At 69.1% G+C, this 16720-nt stretch carries 15 protein-coding genes; 8 read left to right on the plus strand and 7 right to left on the minus strand.

Annotation, left to right across the window (positions count from 1 at the left end):
* Positions 1-3717, plus strand: coding sequence for a two-partner secretion domain-containing protein (locus tag ACSQ9A_RS03610; RefSeq protein ID WP_436302707.1), 3717 nt, complete (start codon positions 1-3; stop codon positions 3715-3717).
* A gap of 114 nt (positions 3718-3831) precedes the next feature.
* Here the strand turns inward: ACSQ9A_RS03610 and ACSQ9A_RS03615 are convergent, their stop codons facing one another.
* The gene (locus tag ACSQ9A_RS03615) at positions 3832-4689 is read right to left on the minus strand and encodes a LysR family transcriptional regulator (RefSeq protein WP_436302708.1); all 858 of its coding nucleotides are present in this window, start codon (positions 4687-4689) and stop codon (positions 3832-3834) included.
* Between the two features lie 83 nt (positions 4690-4772).
* On the opposite strand from ACSQ9A_RS03615, the gene ACSQ9A_RS03620 reads away from it, so the two are divergent.
* Complete coding sequence (locus ACSQ9A_RS03620) at positions 4773-5153, plus strand: tautomerase family protein (protein WP_436302709.1); 381 nt, start codon at positions 4773-4775, stop codon at positions 5151-5153.
* A 73-nt stretch (positions 5154-5226) separates the two neighbouring features.
* Here ACSQ9A_RS03620 and ACSQ9A_RS03625 read toward each other — a convergent pair whose 3' ends face one another.
* The 4 genes from ACSQ9A_RS03625 to ACSQ9A_RS03640 all read right to left on the minus strand — a co-directional run bounded on the left by ACSQ9A_RS03625 (position 5227) and on the right by ACSQ9A_RS03640 (position 11070).
* Positions 5227-6006 carry a hypothetical protein gene (locus tag ACSQ9A_RS03625; RefSeq protein WP_436302710.1) on the minus strand — a complete coding sequence of 260 codons (780 nt, stop codon included), beginning with the start codon at positions 6004-6006 and terminating at the stop codon, positions 5227-5229.
* Between the two features lie 16 nt (positions 6007-6022).
* Positions 6023-8008: an ATP-binding response regulator gene (locus tag ACSQ9A_RS03630; RefSeq protein WP_436302711.1), complete on the minus strand. Its 1986-nt coding sequence runs from the start codon at positions 8006-8008 to the stop codon at positions 6023-6025.
* The gene (locus ACSQ9A_RS03635) at positions 8005-9009 is read right to left on the minus strand and encodes an ABC transporter substrate binding protein (RefSeq protein WP_436302712.1); all 1005 of its coding nucleotides are present in this window, start codon (positions 9007-9009) and stop codon (positions 8005-8007) included. Before ACSQ9A_RS03635 ends, ACSQ9A_RS03630 begins: the two co-directional genes overlap by 4 nt.
* Before the next feature lie 168 nt (positions 9010-9177).
* Positions 9178-11070, minus strand: a complete 1893-nt coding sequence (locus tag ACSQ9A_RS03640) for an ATP-binding protein (protein WP_436302713.1) — start codon at positions 11068-11070, stop codon at positions 9178-9180.
* 236 nt (positions 11071-11306) lie between these two features.
* Between ACSQ9A_RS03640 and phnD the strand changes: the two genes are divergently transcribed.
* The 5 genes from phnD (at position 11307) to ACSQ9A_RS03665 (ending at position 15196) form a co-directional block, all read left to right on the plus strand.
* On the plus strand, positions 11307-12338 hold the full coding sequence (phnD, locus tag ACSQ9A_RS03645; RefSeq protein WP_093105489.1) for a phosphate/phosphite/phosphonate ABC transporter substrate-binding protein: 1032 nt from the start codon (positions 11307-11309) through the stop codon (positions 12336-12338).
* Positions 12339-12345: 7 nt separating this feature from the next.
* Positions 12346-13371: a phosphate/phosphite/phosphonate ABC transporter substrate-binding protein gene (locus ACSQ9A_RS03650; RefSeq protein WP_436302714.1), complete on the plus strand. Its 1026-nt coding sequence runs from the start codon at positions 12346-12348 to the stop codon at positions 13369-13371.
* Positions 13372-13556: 185 nt separating this feature from the next.
* Positions 13557-13982 carry a hypothetical protein gene (locus ACSQ9A_RS03655; protein WP_436302715.1) on the plus strand — a complete coding sequence of 142 codons (426 nt, stop codon included), beginning with the start codon at positions 13557-13559 and terminating at the stop codon, positions 13980-13982.
* Positions 13983-14012: 30 nt separating this feature from the next.
* Complete coding sequence (locus ACSQ9A_RS03660) at positions 14013-14570, plus strand: hypothetical protein (RefSeq protein WP_436302716.1); 558 nt, start codon at positions 14013-14015, stop codon at positions 14568-14570.
* A gap of 143 nt (positions 14571-14713) precedes the next feature.
* The gene (locus tag ACSQ9A_RS03665; protein ID WP_436302717.1) at positions 14714-15196 is read left to right on the plus strand and encodes a DUF2846 domain-containing protein; all 483 of its coding nucleotides are present in this window, start codon (positions 14714-14716) and stop codon (positions 15194-15196) included.
* Positions 15197-15289: 93 nt separating this feature from the next.
* Here the strand turns inward: ACSQ9A_RS03665 and ACSQ9A_RS03670 are convergent, their stop codons facing one another.
* Positions 15290-15664 (minus strand): VOC family protein, encoded by a 375-nt coding sequence (locus ACSQ9A_RS03670; protein WP_436302718.1) that lies wholly within the window; start codon positions 15662-15664, stop codon positions 15290-15292.
* 71 nt (positions 15665-15735) lie between these two features.
* Here ACSQ9A_RS03670 and ACSQ9A_RS03675 point away from each other — a divergent pair, with 71 nt between their 5' ends.
* Positions 15736-16371 (plus strand): LysE family translocator, encoded by a 636-nt coding sequence (locus ACSQ9A_RS03675; protein ID WP_436295300.1) that lies wholly within the window; start codon positions 15736-15738, stop codon positions 16369-16371.
* A gap of 17 nt (positions 16372-16388) precedes the next feature.
* On the opposite strand, the gene ACSQ9A_RS03680 is transcribed toward ACSQ9A_RS03675, so the two are convergent.
* Complete coding sequence (locus tag ACSQ9A_RS03680; protein ID WP_093110740.1) at positions 16389-16664, minus strand: DUF4242 domain-containing protein; 276 nt, start codon at positions 16662-16664, stop codon at positions 16389-16391.
* Positions 16665-16720: the final 56 nt, after the last annotated feature.

The raw sequence follows: 16720 nt of genomic DNA on the forward strand, positions 1-16720 counted from the left end.
ATGAAACACCCCCGCAACTCCGCGCGCTTCAGCATGCGTCCCGTGGCGCTGGCCATGGCGTGCATGGGCGCCGCACCGGCCTTCGCGCAACTGCCGAGCTGGAACAACTTCCAGGTGCGCGGCGGCGCCGTCGCGGTCGGCACGCCGACGGCCGGCGGCACGCAGCTGGGCATCGTGCAGGGCACGCAGCGCGCCATCGTCGACTGGCAGGGCTTCTCCATCGGCCCGGGCCATGCGGTCAACATCGCGCAACCGGGCGCCAGCAGCGTGCTGCTCAACCGCGTCACGGGCAACGAGCTTTCCACCATCGCGGGCGCGTTGAATGCCAATGGGCGCGTGTTCCTGGTCAATCCCAACGGCGTGCTGTTCGGCAACGGCGCGAGCGTGAATGTCGGCGGGCTGGTCGCGTCGACGCTCAAGATGAGCACCAGCGACAGCGCTTTCATGAGCGGCACCGAGCGCTTCGAGTTCAAGCAGGACGGCACTGCCTTCGGCACGGTCGAGAACCGCGGCGGCATCACGGCGCAGGGCGGCGGCACCATCGCGCTCGTCGGCGCGCAGGTCAGCAACAGCGGCAGCATCGTCGCGCAGGGTGGCACCGCCGGGCTGGTGTCGGGCGACACGGTGACGGTCGATTTCGCGGGCGACGGGCTCACCACTTTCAAGGTCTCCTCCGGCCTCTACAGCGGCGTCGCCAACAGCGGCGTGGTGCAGGCCGATGGCGGGCGCGTCGTGATGATGGCGACCGCGGGCAGCGAACTCGCGCAAGGCGTGGTCAACACGCGCGGCGTGCTGCGCGCCGATTCGCTGGCTTCGCGCAACGGCGAGATCGTGCTCGACAGCGGCGGCTCGGCAGCGGGCGTCACCATCAGCGGCGGTCTGCTGTCCGCCGCCGGCAACGGCGCAGGTCTGACGGGCGGCTCGGTCGACGTCAAGGGGCGGACGATCCTGCTGCAGCCCGGTGCGCCGGACGATGGCGGAGTCATCGACGCCAGCGGCGGCGCCGGCGGCGGCCGCATCCGGCTGCAGGCCGCGGCGGTCGGCGGCGATCCGCAGACCGGCGCGATCGCCGTCGCCGCGGGCAGCCGCATCAGCGCCGATGCCACCGTGGCCGGCAATGGCGGCGACATCCGCCTGATGGGCGAGCGCACGCTGCGCGCCCACGGGACGCTTACGGCCCGCGGCGGGCCGAACGGCGGCGACGGCGGCTACATCGAGACCTCGGGCGGCTACGCCATGCCGGCGGGCGAGAGCAACGGCGGCATCGATCTTGCGGGCCTGCGCACCGATGCCTCGGCACCGCGCGGCACCGCGGGCACCTGGCTGATCGATCCCTTCAACGTCACCATCGTCAACGGCGCGGCCGACGGCGGCCTCACGAGCAATCCTTTCGCCCCGATCGCCGACTCCACCATCCAGGACGGCGACATCAACAACGCCCTCAACGGCGGCACCAGCGTGCGCATCACCACCGGCAATCCTGCGGCCGGAGCGGCGACGGACGGCAACATCACATTGGACGATGTGCAGATCGAATACAGCGGCAACAAAGGGGCGCTGACCTTCCAGCTCGACGCCCATCGGAACATCTTCGTCAACGGCGCATCGGTCATCGCCTCCGTCGGCGATCCGCTGAACGTGATCTTCAACGCCGACGCCAACGGCACCTCCGCGCCCTTCGGCGGCGGCACGGTCACCCTCAGCGGCGCCATCTACAGCAACGGCGGCAATGTCGCCATGTCGGGCGCCAGCGTGGATGCCGGCTGCACCATCTGCCTACCCACGGCGCTGATCGACACCCGCACCGGCAACAAGCGGGTGGATCCTCTTGCCGCCGGGGTGTACACCGGCGGCAACAATGCGGGCATCGGCGGATCGGTGCAGCTCACCGGCGTGGACACCGGCACGGGCGGCGGCTTCGTCGACGGCGCGGTGTTCATGCAGAACAGCACCATCATCACCGCCACAGGCAACGTGACGATGTTCGGCAGCCGCAGCGAGGGCAGCGGCGTCCAGCTCGAAAGCTTCGACGCCAGCACCACCATCATCACCACCAGCGGCAACGTCTCGGTGACGGGCATCGGCAGCTTCTCGAGCAACAGCTCCGAGCCGCCGGGCCACGGTGTCGTGATCAACGGCGAAACGATCACCACCGTCGACGGCAACATCACGGTCACGGGGCGCCGGCTGGCCGGCGGCACGGCCGGCAACGGCGTGCTGCTGCGCGATGGCGCGCTGCTGCAGACCACCGGCAGCGGCGACATCATCGTCACGGGCCAGTCCGACGGCGGTGCCGCGGGCGTGAACATCGCGCCCGCGGCATCGGCGACCGCACCGCCGGCCGGCCGCATCGACGGCAACCGCAACGTGGTGCTGCGCGCGGTCAACGACGGCAGCACCGATGCGCTCGCGATCGGCGGCACGGTGCGCGCGGGCAATGCACTCGACCTGCGGCCCGGCGGCGTGGACCTCGCGGGCAACGCGCTGGACCGCCCGGACGTGCCGATCACGCTCGGCGGCACGGCGGCCACCGGCTTCGCGGTCTCGGCCGCCGAGTTCACGCGCCTCACCACGCCGACCATCGTGGCCGGCAGCAACGCGCATGCGGCCAACATCGATGTGGTGGGCCCGCTCGCGCTGGCTTCGGCGCTCACGCTGCAGAACGGCGCGGGCGGCAACATCACCCTCGGCGCAGCGGTGTCGACGCCGCAGCTCGGCCTTTTGAGCGCCGGCAACATCACGCAGGCGGCTGCTGCTGCGATCGCGGCCGGCACCCTGCTCGCACGCTCGACCGGCGGCAGCGTGGAGTTGCGCAATCCGCAGAACAACGTGGGCACGGTCGGCGGCGGCGCGGCGGGAAGCTTCGCCTACGTGGATGCAGACGCGGTCACCGTCGGGCCGGTGACGGTGACCGGCTTCGATGCCGCGAGCAACCTGCCGCAGCCGGTCTCCACCACCTCGATGGCGGCCGACACCGTGTTCGTGCGCACGCTCGCCGGCGACCTCTCGCTCGGCACCAACGTCACGAGCGGCAGCGGCACCGACCTGGTGGCGGCAGCGCGTTTCCAGAATCTCGGGGCCTTCACCATCGCCGGGGCGCCCTGGCGCGTGTGGGCCGACACCTGGGTCGGCGAGACGCGCGGCGGGCTCGCAGGCTCGGGCCTGCTGCCCAATCTCTACCACTGCGCCTACCAGGGCCTCTGCACGGTGACGATTCCCGCCGGTGCCAACCACTTCATCTACGCGCAGCAGCCGAGCGCCGTCGTTCTCGTCCACAACGCCGCGCGGCCCGGCGGCGTGCCGAATCCGCTGTTCACCTACAGCATCACCGGCCTGATCCTCGGCGACACCGGCGCCGGTTTTGCCGGCGCCGTGTCGAGCCCCGCCACGCAATTCAGCCTGCCGGGCAGCTACCCGATCAACGGCAGCTTCAGCTCGGCCGAGGGTTATGCGGTCAGCGTGGTGCCGGGCGTGTTGACGGTGGGTGGACTCGTGGAACTGATCAAGCCCGACGTGGTGCGCGAGAACCAGAGCACCTGGCTCTACGACCGCAACATCGGGCCGGCGCCGATCTGCCTCGCGACCGGGCCGCTGGGCGGCGACCGCGCCGCGCAGGGCGGCGACGTGCTGGCGCGCGAATGGTCGCGCGTGCGCTCGCGGCCCAATCTCACCAATTGCATCGACACGGAGCGCCGCAACGGCTGCGCCGACTTCTGAGGCACCTTGCGTATCCGTTCGGGCTGAGCTTGTCGAAGCCTCCTGTCCGGAGTCATAGTGGGTGAGCCTTGGACAAGTTGCTGACCTGGCCTGCTCACAGTTCGTGAGCTTTCGTTAGCCTCGCACCGCGCTCCTGAAGGCAGCCGAAAGCGCGGCAAGCGCATCGCGCGGCCGGCCGTCCTTGACCCTTGAGTGAAGCAGAACTGGCAAGCGCGGTAAATCGGGAAGCCCGAGCTTGGCGCCCACGTCAACTGCGCCAAATGGCAGCATGCGCGGAGCCAATGCAGCAACGCCCAGCCCGGCCATGACGGCCGCAGCGACCGCCGCAACGCCGCCGCCGACGAAAATTTCTGTCCAGGGCACGGCTGCCGCATCGAGAAGCTGCCCGGCCATCACACGCACGCCGCAGGGCTCGGCAAGCGTGGCAAGCGGCAGGGGCTCGCCCGCGCGATGCTGCCAGCTTGGCGCTGCGAACCAGCCGAATTTTTCTTCGGTAAGAATTTCCCCGTCGCTCCGCCCGACATGCAGGCGGACGATCACGGTGTCGAGTTCCCGCCGGTCGAAGCTTTGAAGCAGGTCGCCCGACGATCCGATCCGGATTTCGATCAACAGCTGCGGGTCTTGCGCGTTCATGCGCGCGATCAGCGCGGGGAGCTCCGGCCCCGCAACATGGTCGCTGATGCCGATGGTGAGGCGCTGCCGGGCTCCGGCAAATTCGGCGAGCGCGCGGTCGTGTACCTCCAGGAGTTCGCGGGCGTGTTCGAGGAAGGCTGCGCCCCGCGCCGAAAGCTGCACCGACCGGGGCGTCCGCTCGACGAGCCGGCAGCCGAGCCTCTCTTCGAGCCGCTTCAGCTTCAAGCTGACCGCGGCCTGCGTCGTCTGCATGGCTTCAGCCGCGCGCGTGAAGCTGCCAAGCTCGACGATGCGGATGAAAGCCTCGACGGCATCCAAGTCGAGGGGGCGTTCCATCATTTCTATTTGTTATCGCTGATATAAATATAAATAGCATATCAAAATAGATAACATAAAACCAGGACAACATGGAAAGGACTTGCATGCCGCTCACTCACATCTCACTGCGCGCCGGAAAGCCGGAAGCCTACCGGCAGGCGATCTTCGACAGCCTTTACCGCGCGATGCACGAAACGTTCAACGTGCCCTTAGACAACCAGTTCATGACCATCAGGGAGCATGACGCTACGAACTTCCGCTACGGCGCGTCTTATCTTGGCATCGCCCGGAGCGACGATCTCGTGCTGATCCAGATGACCGTGAACAACACCCGCACCGTGGAACAGAAGAAGGCGCTGTTCGGGCGGATCGCGGAGCTGCTCGGCGAAAGCCCCGGCATCCGGCCGGAGGACGTGTTCGTGAGCCTTGTTGAGGTCGCGAAAGAGAATTGGTCCCTCGGCCACGGCCTCGCGCAATACGCTTGAGGCGATTCTGTTGAACGCGGCCGCAGTTTGCGCAGGAGCACGAGCGGCCCACCTACACCTCCGCACGCGCGCCTCATCGCGCCGCCAGCGCGCGGCCGAAGTCGCCGGTGTAGGTGCGCAGGCCCTGATGCGTGAGGCGGGAGCGCGCATCGATGAAGACCTTGCCGCCCACCGATTGCCAGCGGCGGCAGAACGCATAGTCCTCGCTCAAGTAGCGGCCGTTGTCCGGCTCGGCCATCACGTCGAAGAAGCGGTAGTGCGGCCAGGCGCGCGAGGCGAGGTCGCCGGTGGCGGCATCGGGCGTGTAGCGCAGTTCGGGGCAGGCCGCGGCCAGCCGCTCGAACACCGTGCGCGCGATCAGCATGAAGCCCGTGGGCGCGTCGAGCACTTCGACGAAGCCGTCCGCGTCCACCGTGCGATCGCCCTCCAGCGCGTTGGCCGGAAAGCGTGCATGGCGGACCTCGAACTCCTCGCGCGTGCTGCCCGCGGGCAGCGGCGCGCGCAGGCCCTCGGCGGGCCAGCCGTCGCTCTTGAGCGGGTAGACGCCGGCCACCACCTCGCGGCCGGCGAGCAGAAGCCGCAGCGCGGCCTCGGGCTCGAAGCCGATGTCGGCGTCGATCCAGAACAGGTGCGTCCAGCGTGCATCGGCCATGAACTCCGCCACGAGGCGGTTGCGCGCGCGCGGGATCAGGCTGTCGCCGTCGAGAAAGCGGGTCTGCATCGCGAAGCCGTGGCTCCAGGCCAGGTTCACCAGGCCGAGCAGGCTGCGCACGTAGGTCGAGCTCATCGCGCCGTTGTAGCTCGGCGTCGCGATGAAGGGGCGGATGTCTTTCAGGGCGGAGATGTCGAGCATTGCTGCATTATTGAACTCATGCGTTGCTGCGGCGGGTCGACAGAAGCGCCCGCAGCTTCGCCGGCGCCACCGGCTTGGTGAGCAGCATCACGCCGCCCTGGCGCAGCCGCTGCAGCACCTCGGGCCCGGTGGCGCCCGAGACCAGAACCGCCAGCGCGTCGGGCTGCAGCCGGCGCGCGGCGTCGATCACTTCCATGCCGTCCTCGTCGCCGGCCAGCTGAAGGTCGCACAGCAGCACGTCGAAGCGCGTGCCGGCGTCGGCAAGCCGCTCCAGCGCCTCGCTGCCGGTGGCCACGCATTCCACCAGACAGCCCCATTGCCCGAGCAGCGCGCGGCTGGCATCGAGGATGGCCGGGTCGTCGTCCACCACGAGGCAGCGCAGCCCGGCCAGCGGCGACGCGGCCAGCGGCTCGGGAGCCAGCGGCAGCACGTCGCGCGGGTTCGCGCGCGGCAGCTCCAGCGCGAAGCTGCTGCCGGCCTGCAGCGCCGAGCGCAGCGCGATGCGCGTGCCGAGCAGCGCGGCGATGCGGGCGCAGATCGCGAGGCCGAGGCCGAAGCCCTGGCGGCGGTCGCGTTCGGTGTTCGCGACCTGGTAGAACTCCTCGAAGATCCGCGCCTGGTGGATCGGCGCGATGCCCACGCCGTTGTCGCGCACTTCGATGCGCACCTTGCCGCCGCGCTGTCGCGCCAGCACCAGCACCGTGCCGTCGGGCGAGGTGTGGTGGATCGCATTGCTGACCAGGTTGCCGACGATGCGCAGCAGGAGGGCCGAATCGGTGCGCACCGCGAGCCCGCGGTCCATCCACACCAGCCGCACGCGCGCGGCGGCGGCGCGCGCCGCATGCTGGGCATCGAGCTGGTCGAACAGCGTGGCGAGCGACACGTCGGTGATCGCCGGCGTCAGCACCTGCGCATCGAGGCGCGAGATCTCGAGCAGATCGTCGAGCAGCACGCCCATGAACTCGGCGCCCTCCTGCAGGCGCAGCACGGCAGGCCGCTGCGTTTCGGTGGCCGTGGGCAGCAGGCCGTCGATGAACAGGCCCATCGCATGCAGCGGCTGGCGCAGGTCGTGGCTGGCCGCGGCGAGGAAGCGGGCGCGCGACAAGGCCGCCTGCTCGGCCTCGGCCATGCGCTGCAGCGCGACGGCGGTGGCTTCGCGCACCTGCTCCTCGCTCTGCTGCCGGTTGCGCTGCAGGCGCTCGGCCAGGCGGTTGATGTCGTGGGCGAGGTTGGCGAGCTCATGGCGCGCGCGCGGCTTGCCGGCTTCGCCCTTTTGTTCGCCTGCGTTGCGCGCGACGACGTTGCAGCGCGCATCGAACCGGCCCGCCTCCAGCGCCGCCACGGTGCGCGAGATGCGCCGCAGCGGCTGTGCGACCGCACGCGCCGTGTGGCGCACCCAGGCCCACGCCGCCAGGAGCGCGATCATCGCGATGCCGATGCCCGCCATCAGCGAGCGTGTGCGTTCGCGCGCATAGGCCGTGGTGTCGCGGAAGGCCTGCACCAGGCCGATGGGCGTTTCGCCGGCGGCGGTCGAGCCTTCGGGCGCGAAGGCGCTGGCGCGCGAGGCCTCGCGCAGCGTGACCGGCGCGGTGAACATGCGCAGCTGCGCCAGAGGCGCGGTCTTGGGGCCGGCCGTCACGTAGACGCCGGCGCTGTTGCTGATCTCCACCCGCGTCACTTGGCCGCCGCGCAGCGCCGCGTTGGCGACGTTCTGCAGCGCGGGCAGGTCGCCGGCGTAGAGGCTCAGGTCGGACATCGCGGCCACCTGGCGCGCCACGGCCTGGCCTTCGGCATTGAAGGCAGCTTCGAGCGTCTCGAGGCGGCTGTGGGTGAACCAGGCGGTGAGCGCGATGGCCACCGCCGCGCAGGGCACCACGCCGAGCCGGAACAGGTCGCGCTGGAGGCTGCCGCCGACCACGACGGTGCGGCCGTCCGTTGCGGGCGGGTCCGTCGGTCGTGCGGCGGAGGCGGGCACGGCCAGACCGTGGCTCGGGGCGGTCATCGGGTGGCGGTCACCCGCTCGGTCAGTTCCCGCTCTTCCGGAATGCGCAGGCCCAGACCGCGCGCGACGGTGGCGTTGATGCGCACCGTGGCCGGCGTCGCCGCCTCGACCAGCACGCCCGCGCCCGCCGGCGCGGCGGCCACCTTCTGCCCGAGCGCGCGCGCCTGCAGCGCGAGCTGCCCCGGCGTCGAGACGGCGGCCGCAAGCCCGCCCGAGCGGACCAGGCCGTCGCTGGTGCCGAACACCGGCAGGCCGGCGCCGGCGCCCGCGCGCAGCACCGAGAGCGTGGCGGCCTGGCTGTCGCCGATCAGGTCGGGCAGCACCATGAGCGCATCGCTGCGCGGCACCAGCACGCGCAGTACCGAGGCCAGCGAGGTCGCGTCGGGTGCGTATTCGACCTGCAGATCCCAGCCCTGGGCCGCGCGCTGCAGCTCGCGCACGATCGGCTCCGACTCGGCCGTCGCCACCACGCCGAGCCGGCGCTTCTGCGGCAGCACCGCGTCGATGAGCGTCAGCTGGTCGGCCATTGCCGGCTCGCGCAGCAGCACGCCGACATGGCGGTCGGTGCGCCGCAGCGCGGGGCTTGTCTTGAGGCTTTCGTAGTCGAGCCGGCTCAGCATCACGAGCACCAGCGGGTCCTGGCCCGGCCGCTCGATGGCGGCGCGCGCCGCCACCGGCCCGACGGCCATCGTGACCGGAACCTCCGCCGGAGCACTCGGGCGCATGCCGCGGGTGCGCACGCCGGCCATCACGCGGTCTTCGCCGGCGCCCGCAAGCTCCGGGACGGGGCCGCCGGCGGGCAGGCGGACCAGATCGAAACGGCTGCCGGCCTCCTGGGATTCGCGCAGCAGGCGAACGAACTCCGTGTGGGCCGCCAGCTCGTCGGCCACCAGCACCGTGAGCCCGGCCGCGTTCGCGCCGCCGGCGAGCAGGACGGCGATGGCCATGCCCGCGATGGTGCGCAGCCCTTGAAAGAGCGCTGGAGATCGATTCGCAAACATGAACTGCACCTGCAGTGGGTGATGGACCCAATGTACGGACGCGGCCTGCTTCGCGCGATAAGGCAGAGGGCTTATGTCGGCCTGCACGGCACCGGATTGCCGTGGAAGACTGCACGGCTTCGCGGCCTGTCGGCCTATCTCCGACGTCGTATCCCTGGCGGGACCTTCCTACAACACCGCCTGACGCACCGCCGCCAACTGGGCATTGATCGCCTGCCGCAGCAGCTTCGGCGACACCGGCTTGTAGAGCACGGCGACGCCCGAGTTCGCCACTTCGCGCAGCCGGTCGGGCTTGGTCTCGCCGGTCACCAGCAGGCGTGCCGTCGCCTCGCCGATGCCGCGCGGATGGCGCTCCAGCGCCGCCAGCACGTCGAGGCCGTTGTCGCCGCCTTGCAGCAGCAGGTCGCTCACCACCAGGTCGGGCGGCCGGTCCCACTCGTCGGCCAGGGCGAGCGCCTCGTTGCGCGTCTGCGCGGCCATCACCTCGGCGCCCCAATTCGAGAGCACCACCTGCAAGCCCTCGAGGATGGTGCGCTCGTCGTCGATCACCAGCACCCGCACGCCGCGCAGGCTCGCTTCGTCCTCGCCGCCGGCGCCATGGGGCAGGGCTGCCGGGCCTACCGGCGCCGCTGCCGCGGGCTCGGCGGCACGCGCCATCACGCGCACGCAGGTGCCCTTGTGCGGCTGCGAGCTCAGCTCGACGCGCGTGTTGAGCAGCGCCGCCAGCCGCTGCACGGTGGCGAGGCCCAGGCCCATGCCGCGCGCGTCGCGGCCCTGCCGGCCGTGCGGCTCGACCTGGTAGAACTCCTCGAAGACCCGCGACTGGTGATGCGCCGCGATGCCGACGCCGGTGTCCACCACGTCGATGCGGATGCCGCGGCCGCGCCGGCGCGCGCCGATCAGCACGCCGCCCTCGGTGGTGTGGCGCAGCGAGTTCGACACCAGGTTGTTCAGGATGCGCGAGAGCATCACGTAGTCGCTGCGCACCCAGAGCTCGGTCTTGCGCACCACCAGCCGCAGGTTCTGCTGCTCTGCCACCGGCCGGAAGTTGCGGCTGATCTCGTCGAACAGATGATCGAGCGCAAAGTCCGCCCACTGCGGCTGCAGCACGCCGGCATCGAGCTGCGAGAGGTTGAGCAGCTCCGAGAACAGCCGGTCCAGCGATTCGACGCATTCGCGGATATGGCCGATGCGCTGCAGGCGCACCGGGTCGGTCTCGCCGTTGGCCAGGCCGTCGGAGAACAGCGTCAGCGCGTGCAGCGGCTGGCGCAGGTCGTGGCTGGCGGCGGCCAGCAAGCGCGTCTTGGCCTGGCTCGCCACCTCGAGCTGCTGGTTCTTGCTGGCCAGTTCGGCCGTGGCGTTGGCGATGCGGCTTTCCAGCTCGCCGCGGCTTTCCGACAGCGCGCGCGCCGCCTCGTTGAAGCCGTGTTGCAGGTGCCGCACCTCGGCCGTGCCTTGGACCGCCACCTGCGCGTCCTCGCCGGCGCCCAGCCGGTCGACCGCCTCGCCGAGGGCGCGGATCGGCGCGCTGATGCGGCGTGCCGCCCACCAGCCGGCCAGCCCCACGCCCACCAGGCTGGCCGCCAGCACCAGCACCACGTTGATCCACACCGAGCGCTTGGCGCGCTGCACCGCGTCGAGGCTGATCTCCACCATCACCTTGCCGGTGTGCTTGCCGTCGTCGCCGATGATCGGCGCCACCACCTGCAAGCCCTCGCTGCGCTCGCGGTCGGTGGTTTCCGAATTGGCGAGGATCTCGCCGTCTTCGGACCAAATCTGCACCTGCTGCACGTGCGGCTGGTAGCTGCCGGACTGCGCGGTGCGCTGCAGCGCGCGGCGGTCCATGCTGTGGAGCTGGATCTGGGCCACGGTCGCCACCTGCAGCGCCACGGTCTGCGCATTGGCGCGCATCAGCTCGGTCACGCTCGCGAGGTGCTGGCGCGTCAGCACCGCGATCGCACCCAGCGTCGCCACCATGGCGGGCAAGAGCGCCAGCAGCACGAGCTGCTGCGCCAGCGTCAGGCGCATCAGCAGGCGGAGGGCGCGAAAGGGCCAGTTCATGGGCGCATCAGACGCCTGGCGACTTGTGTGTCAACCACCGACTTAAGTACATGTCTAGAGAAAAACGTCACGAATCTGATCGAAGTTGGTTTCTAATTGTGTTCTCGACAGAACCGCTTTGACCAGCCCCAAGGCCCCCAGCCGACGCGTTCCAGAAGAAGATGCAATTTCCTGTCCATTGCGCCGCCGGTGCTCCCCTTGCTTCTCCCGCCCCGCATTCCGGGCGTTTGCGGATGATGGCACGGCGCGCCGCCGCCTTGCTGGGGCGCTGCGCGCTGGCGTTGCTGCTGGGCGCGCCGCTCGCGGCCGCGGCGCAAACCGCGGGCACGGCTGCCGCCGCCAAGACGGCGCCGCTGCGCTTCGGCATCCTGCCGTTGGGCGGCGCCTTCGAATCGCGCAACGACTGGGAGCCGCTCCTCGCAGACCTGAGCCGCGCCATCGGCCGGCCGGTCAGCGTGCTCTCGGTCACTTCCTACGAAGCGCTCGAGCAGGCGATCCAGCGCGACCAGGTCGACATGGCCTTCCTGTCCGGCAAGATGGCGCTCGATGCCGTCACGCAGCGCCGCATGAACGTCGTGGCGCAGGTCACGCGCCACGACGGCCTGCCCGGCTACCGCGCGCTGCTGCTCACGCGCAAGACCGGGAAGTTCACCACGCTGAAAGACCTGCTGGCCCAGCCCGAGCGCTGGCGCCTGGCGCGCGGCGAGAGCCGCTCGGTGTCGGGCTTCATCGTGCCGCAGCTCCAGCTCTTCCTGCCGAACCACATTGCGATGGAGACGCGCTTCGCCAGCGAAGTGGTGGGCACGCACCAGGCGACGGCGCTGGCGGTGGCCAACGGCGAGGCCGACGTGGCCACCAACAACACGGCCGATTTCGAGCGCTTCAAGCTCCAGTTCCCGGCCGAGGCCGATCGGTTGCAGGTGATCTGGGAGTCGGAACTGATCCCGCATGCGCAACTGGTGGTGCGGCGCGAGTACAGCCCCGAGTTCCAGAAGAAGGTGCAGGCCTTCCTGGTCGACTACGCGCGCGCCAAGGGGCCGCGCGGCGACGCCGAGCGCGCCGTGCTGAAGTCGCTGCACGACCTCGCCGGTTTCGTCGCGGCCGACAACAGTTCGCTGCTTCCGGCCGCCAAGCTGGCCTACCAGCTCGCCAGGCAGAGCGCCATGACCTCGCAGTGGGTCAACGAGGCAGCACGCCAGGCCCGGCTGCAGCGCATCGAGAGCGGGTATGCCGAGCAGGTGGCGGCCTTGCGCAACGGCGCACCCTGAGCCTCGCATGAGGCGGTGCGTGCTGCGCGCGGCGTGGCGTTGCACCCTGGCTGCCGCGCTGGGCTGGCAAGCCGCTGCTGCGCTCGCACAAAGCCTTCGCGCCGAGCCGCCGCCGGCCATCCGCTTCGGCGTGCTGCCGGTCGGCGGCGCGATCGAGTCGCGCGGCAACTGGACGCCGCTCCTTAACGACCTGAGCCGCGCGCTCGGCCGGCCGGTGAGCGTGCTCTCCGTGACCTCCTACGAATCGCTGGCCCAGGCCCTCCGGCGCGACGACGTCGATTTCGCGCTGCTGTCGGCCAAGCTGGCGCTCGATGACGTCGCAGAACGGCGCATGAACGTGGTGGCCCAGGTGGCGCGGGTCGACGGCCTGCCCGACAGTCGCGCCGTGCTGCTCGCGCGCAAGACAGGCGCCCACAATTCGCTGAAGGAGCTGCTGGCCCGCCCCGAACGCTGGCGCCTGGCGCGCGGCGACAGCCGCTCGGTGTCGGGCTTCATCGTGCCGCAGCTCCAGCTCTTCCTGCCGAACGGCATCGCGATGGAGACGCGCTTCCAGAGCGAGATCGTCGACACGCACCAGGCCACCGCGCTCGCGGTGGCGAATGGCGATGCCGACGTGGCCACCAACAACACGATCGACTTCGAGCGCTTCAGGCAGCAGTTTCCGGCCGAGGCCGATCGGCTCCACGTGATCTGGCAGTCCGAGCCCATTCCTCCGGCCGTGTTCGTGATGCGGCGCGCCCATCCCCTCGCGTTGCAGAAGAAGCTGCAGGACTTTCTGGTCGACTACGGCCGCACCAAGGGGCCGCGCGGCGACGGCGAGCGCGAGGTGCTGAAGTCGCTGCATGCGCCCTTCGGCTACGTTGCGGCGGACAACACGGCGCTGCTGGCGGCGGCCGAGCTGGACTACCAGCTTGCGAAGCGGCGCGCGCTCGCCGCGAAGTGGGTCAATGCAGAAGCGCGCGCGGCCCGGCTGGAACGCATCGAGCGCAGCCATGCGGAGCAGGTGGCGGTGTTGCGCGACGGCAGGCCCTGAGCGCGGCCTCGGCCTCATAACACGAACGACCTAAGCGAGTTTTCACGCGGGATCCCGCCGCTGCGCATTCGGTCACGAAAGCGCGGAGATTCTTGCCGCGCAGCTTCTGCAGCAGAAATTGCCGCGCCAATACCTGAAGCGTCGGTACTCCCACATCAGTCACACGCCTCTCCATGAGTCAACCCATGGTCAATTCCATGAACCTTGTTCGAGCCATCCTCGGTTGTGTCCTTGTGGGCGCAGCCTTCTGCGCCATGGCGCAGCCCAAGCCCCAAGCACCGGAGTGCCGAGGCCAGCAAATAGAAGCGTCGCGCGTCGACTTCTGTCTGGTTCGAGGCGCCGCCTTTCAGCACGACACCTACATGCTTCGGCTGGATGGCGCCTTGATCTTCGCGCTGACCGACGACTATGTGGAGCAGGTGGAGCTCCAGCACACGATTCCCGAAGGCCCGGGCATCGAATACCCGCTGTCCAGGCAAGGCACCAAGACCGTCAAGATCACCGGAGGCTGCATCCCTGAGAGCAAGGACGGCGCGGAGGTCGCTCGGCTCTGCAACTTTCACTGGGGCAGACATCACGTGGTGAGAGACCAGCGGTTCGAGTTCGATTGATTGGTTCTGAGCGTGGGTAAGCGATCGATCATGAACAAACAAACATCCGCACAAATGGGCGCCTTGCTCATCGTCGGGGCGCTATTGACCGCTTGCGGCTCGCGTCAACCGCCGGGACTCGAGGCAGCGCCAGCGGCTGCCGCCGTGCACAACACCGTAGTGATGCCCGCCATCGCGTATGGCACAGCCGCCAAGGGCATCCGATTGTCGAAGGCAGACGATCCATGCGATGTGCCGACATCGTTGCAGCAGTCTGTGCAAGACCAGCTGCTCACGCCGTACGAATACCTGCTTTCGCCTCCCGCATCCAGTGTCGACGGCGCACCTGTGCTGAAAATCGAGATCACCGACATCCTCGCGAACGCTGGCGGCCTCTATGGCGGCCCCAAGATCGTGCAGCTGCGTGGCACGTTGGAGCGCCGGGGCCATGCACCCGCCGGGTTCACCGCGCAACGACAAATGTTCATGTACTTCGGGCTGCCGCGCAGCACCTGCAGCATGGTAGGTGTGGTGACTTACGCGCTCGGCGGCGATATCGCGAAATGGCTGCAAAAGCCCATCGACGGAGCGGCGCTTGGTGAGTTCTGAATCGCCTTCCGCTAGCTCGGTGGAACTCAAGCTGAACGGTCCCTGCGACCTTTGCGTCAGTGCTTTTCGCTGACGACAACCCCACCTCTGCCGGGCTTCGTACAGCCTGGCCTATCGATTTCAACAACCAGAAAGTGCATCGAATGAATATCAAGAAGTCAATCACCATCGCCGCGCTGGCATGTGCGGCAGTTGTCCTCACCGGCTGCGCGAGCTTGCCCTCGCCGGAGGCCATGAAGGCTGCGACCGCCAACTACCAGCTTCCGAAGCTGCCCGTCGCGGGCGAGGCAATGGTCTATGTCGTGCGCCCCTCGTCGGTGGGCAGCATGATCCGCTTCAATGTCTTCGTCGACGATCAGGAGCCCGCTTCCGAAATGGGCTTCACGCGAGGCAACCAGTACATCTACTTCACGCTGCCGCCGGGGCAGCACAAGATCTACTCGAAGGCCGAGAACTGGGCAGAAACACCTGTTTCGGTCAAGGCGGGCGAAGTGGTGTTCATCGAGCAGGAGCCGTCCATGGGCGTCATCATGGCGCGCAACAGCCTGGTCAAGCTCGATGAGCTGCCAGGCAAGTACCACGTGAAGAACCTGCCTGTCGGGACCGTCATCAAGACCGCAAAGTAGGTCGTTCTGCGCCCACGGGATTGCATCACCGGGGCGCCATGTGCAACTCAGTTTGTGCAATGGCGGGGCAGGAGCGAAGCCAATCGGCGCCCCTCAAACGCCCTGTATCACCGCCATGATGTTCCCCTCCGTATCCGTGAACCAAGCAGCCTTCGCCCCGCCCTGGTTCACGATGCCGTTCTCGTCCTTCCCCGGCATGTCGTAGTCCTCGAACACGACGCCGCGCGTCTTCAGTTCGGCCACTTCGCTCTCGATGTCCTCGACCTGCCAGAAAGCCTGGCTGGCCTTGGAGGTGCCGGCGTTGGGCGTCGGGTACAGGAAGCAGCTGGTGCCACCTGCGCACTCGTAGACGACACCGTCGTCCACTTCCGCCGTGGGCTTGAAGCCGAGCTTCTGCTCGTAGAACTGCCTCGCACGGGCGACGTCTTGCGCCGGGATGTACGCGTACATCGGTGACTTCTGAAGCATGGTTTTCTCCTGTGATCCGCGGGCCTGAAGACAAGCACCTACCATCGCGCTTTTGGAGCGAAAGCACAACCATGGACATCACCCTCCCGCTGCTCGGCATCGCCGGCGCCATGATCGTCGGCGCCATGAGCCCCGGCCCGAGCTTCGTCATGGTCGCGCGCACGGCCGTTGCGTCGCGCAGCGATGGGCTGGCCGCGGCGCTGGGCATGGGGCTCGGCGGCATCGCCTTCGCGGTCGCCGCGCTGGTCGGGTTGCAGGCGGCCTTTCTGGCGGTGCCGGCGTTGTACCTCGCGATCAAGCTGCTCGGCGGGCTCTACCTGGTGTATCTCGGCATCCGCATCTGGCGCGGCGCGAAGCAACCTTTGGACGTCGCCGAGGCGCAGGCGCCGGGCGGCAACCGGCAGCCCGGCCGGCGTGCGCTGCTGCTGGGCCTGGCCACGCAGATCAGCAACCCGAAGACGGCCGTGGTCTACGCCAGCATCTTCGCGGCCTTCCTGCCGCGCGACGTGCCCCTGTCGCTGGCGCTCGCGCTGCCCGTCGTCATCTTCTGCATCGAGACCGGCTGGTATGCCATCGTGGCCTTGGCGCTGTCATCGGCCGCGCCGCGCTCGGCCTACCTGCGCTACAAGACCTGGATCGACCGCGCGGCCGGCGGCATCATGGCGCTGCTCGGCGCCAAGCTCCTGTCTGCCGCGCGGGAGGTTTGAATCAAGAGAGTGCGCGCCTAGGCCCGATAGAAGTAGGGGTCGAGCACGGTGACTTCCGTGATGGTGTCCACCGGCAGGCTGTTGTCGCCCGCCGTCTCGCGGATCGCCTCCGGGTTCGGGCTGTCGTAGACGCAGAAGGACTTGCGATGGTCCTTGCTCACATAGGAGTGGACCCAGGTCACGCCTCTCTTGGCGTTGTTGGCGATCACCATGCCGCAGGCCCGCGCGCCGACATCGGTCACCGGGATCTCGAGGCCTTCGGGAAAGGTGCGTTCGACCAGATAGCGAGGCATGTCTGCTCCTTGGTTGAGTGGCTACGGCAGGAATGCGCCGTCGGTCTCAGCTTAGC

Origin of the sequence: Variovorax sp. LjRoot290 (genome assembly GCF_964253985.1) — a bacterium.
In the GTDB taxonomy this organism is placed as follows: domain Bacteria; phylum Pseudomonadota; class Gammaproteobacteria; order Burkholderiales; family Burkholderiaceae_C; genus Variovorax.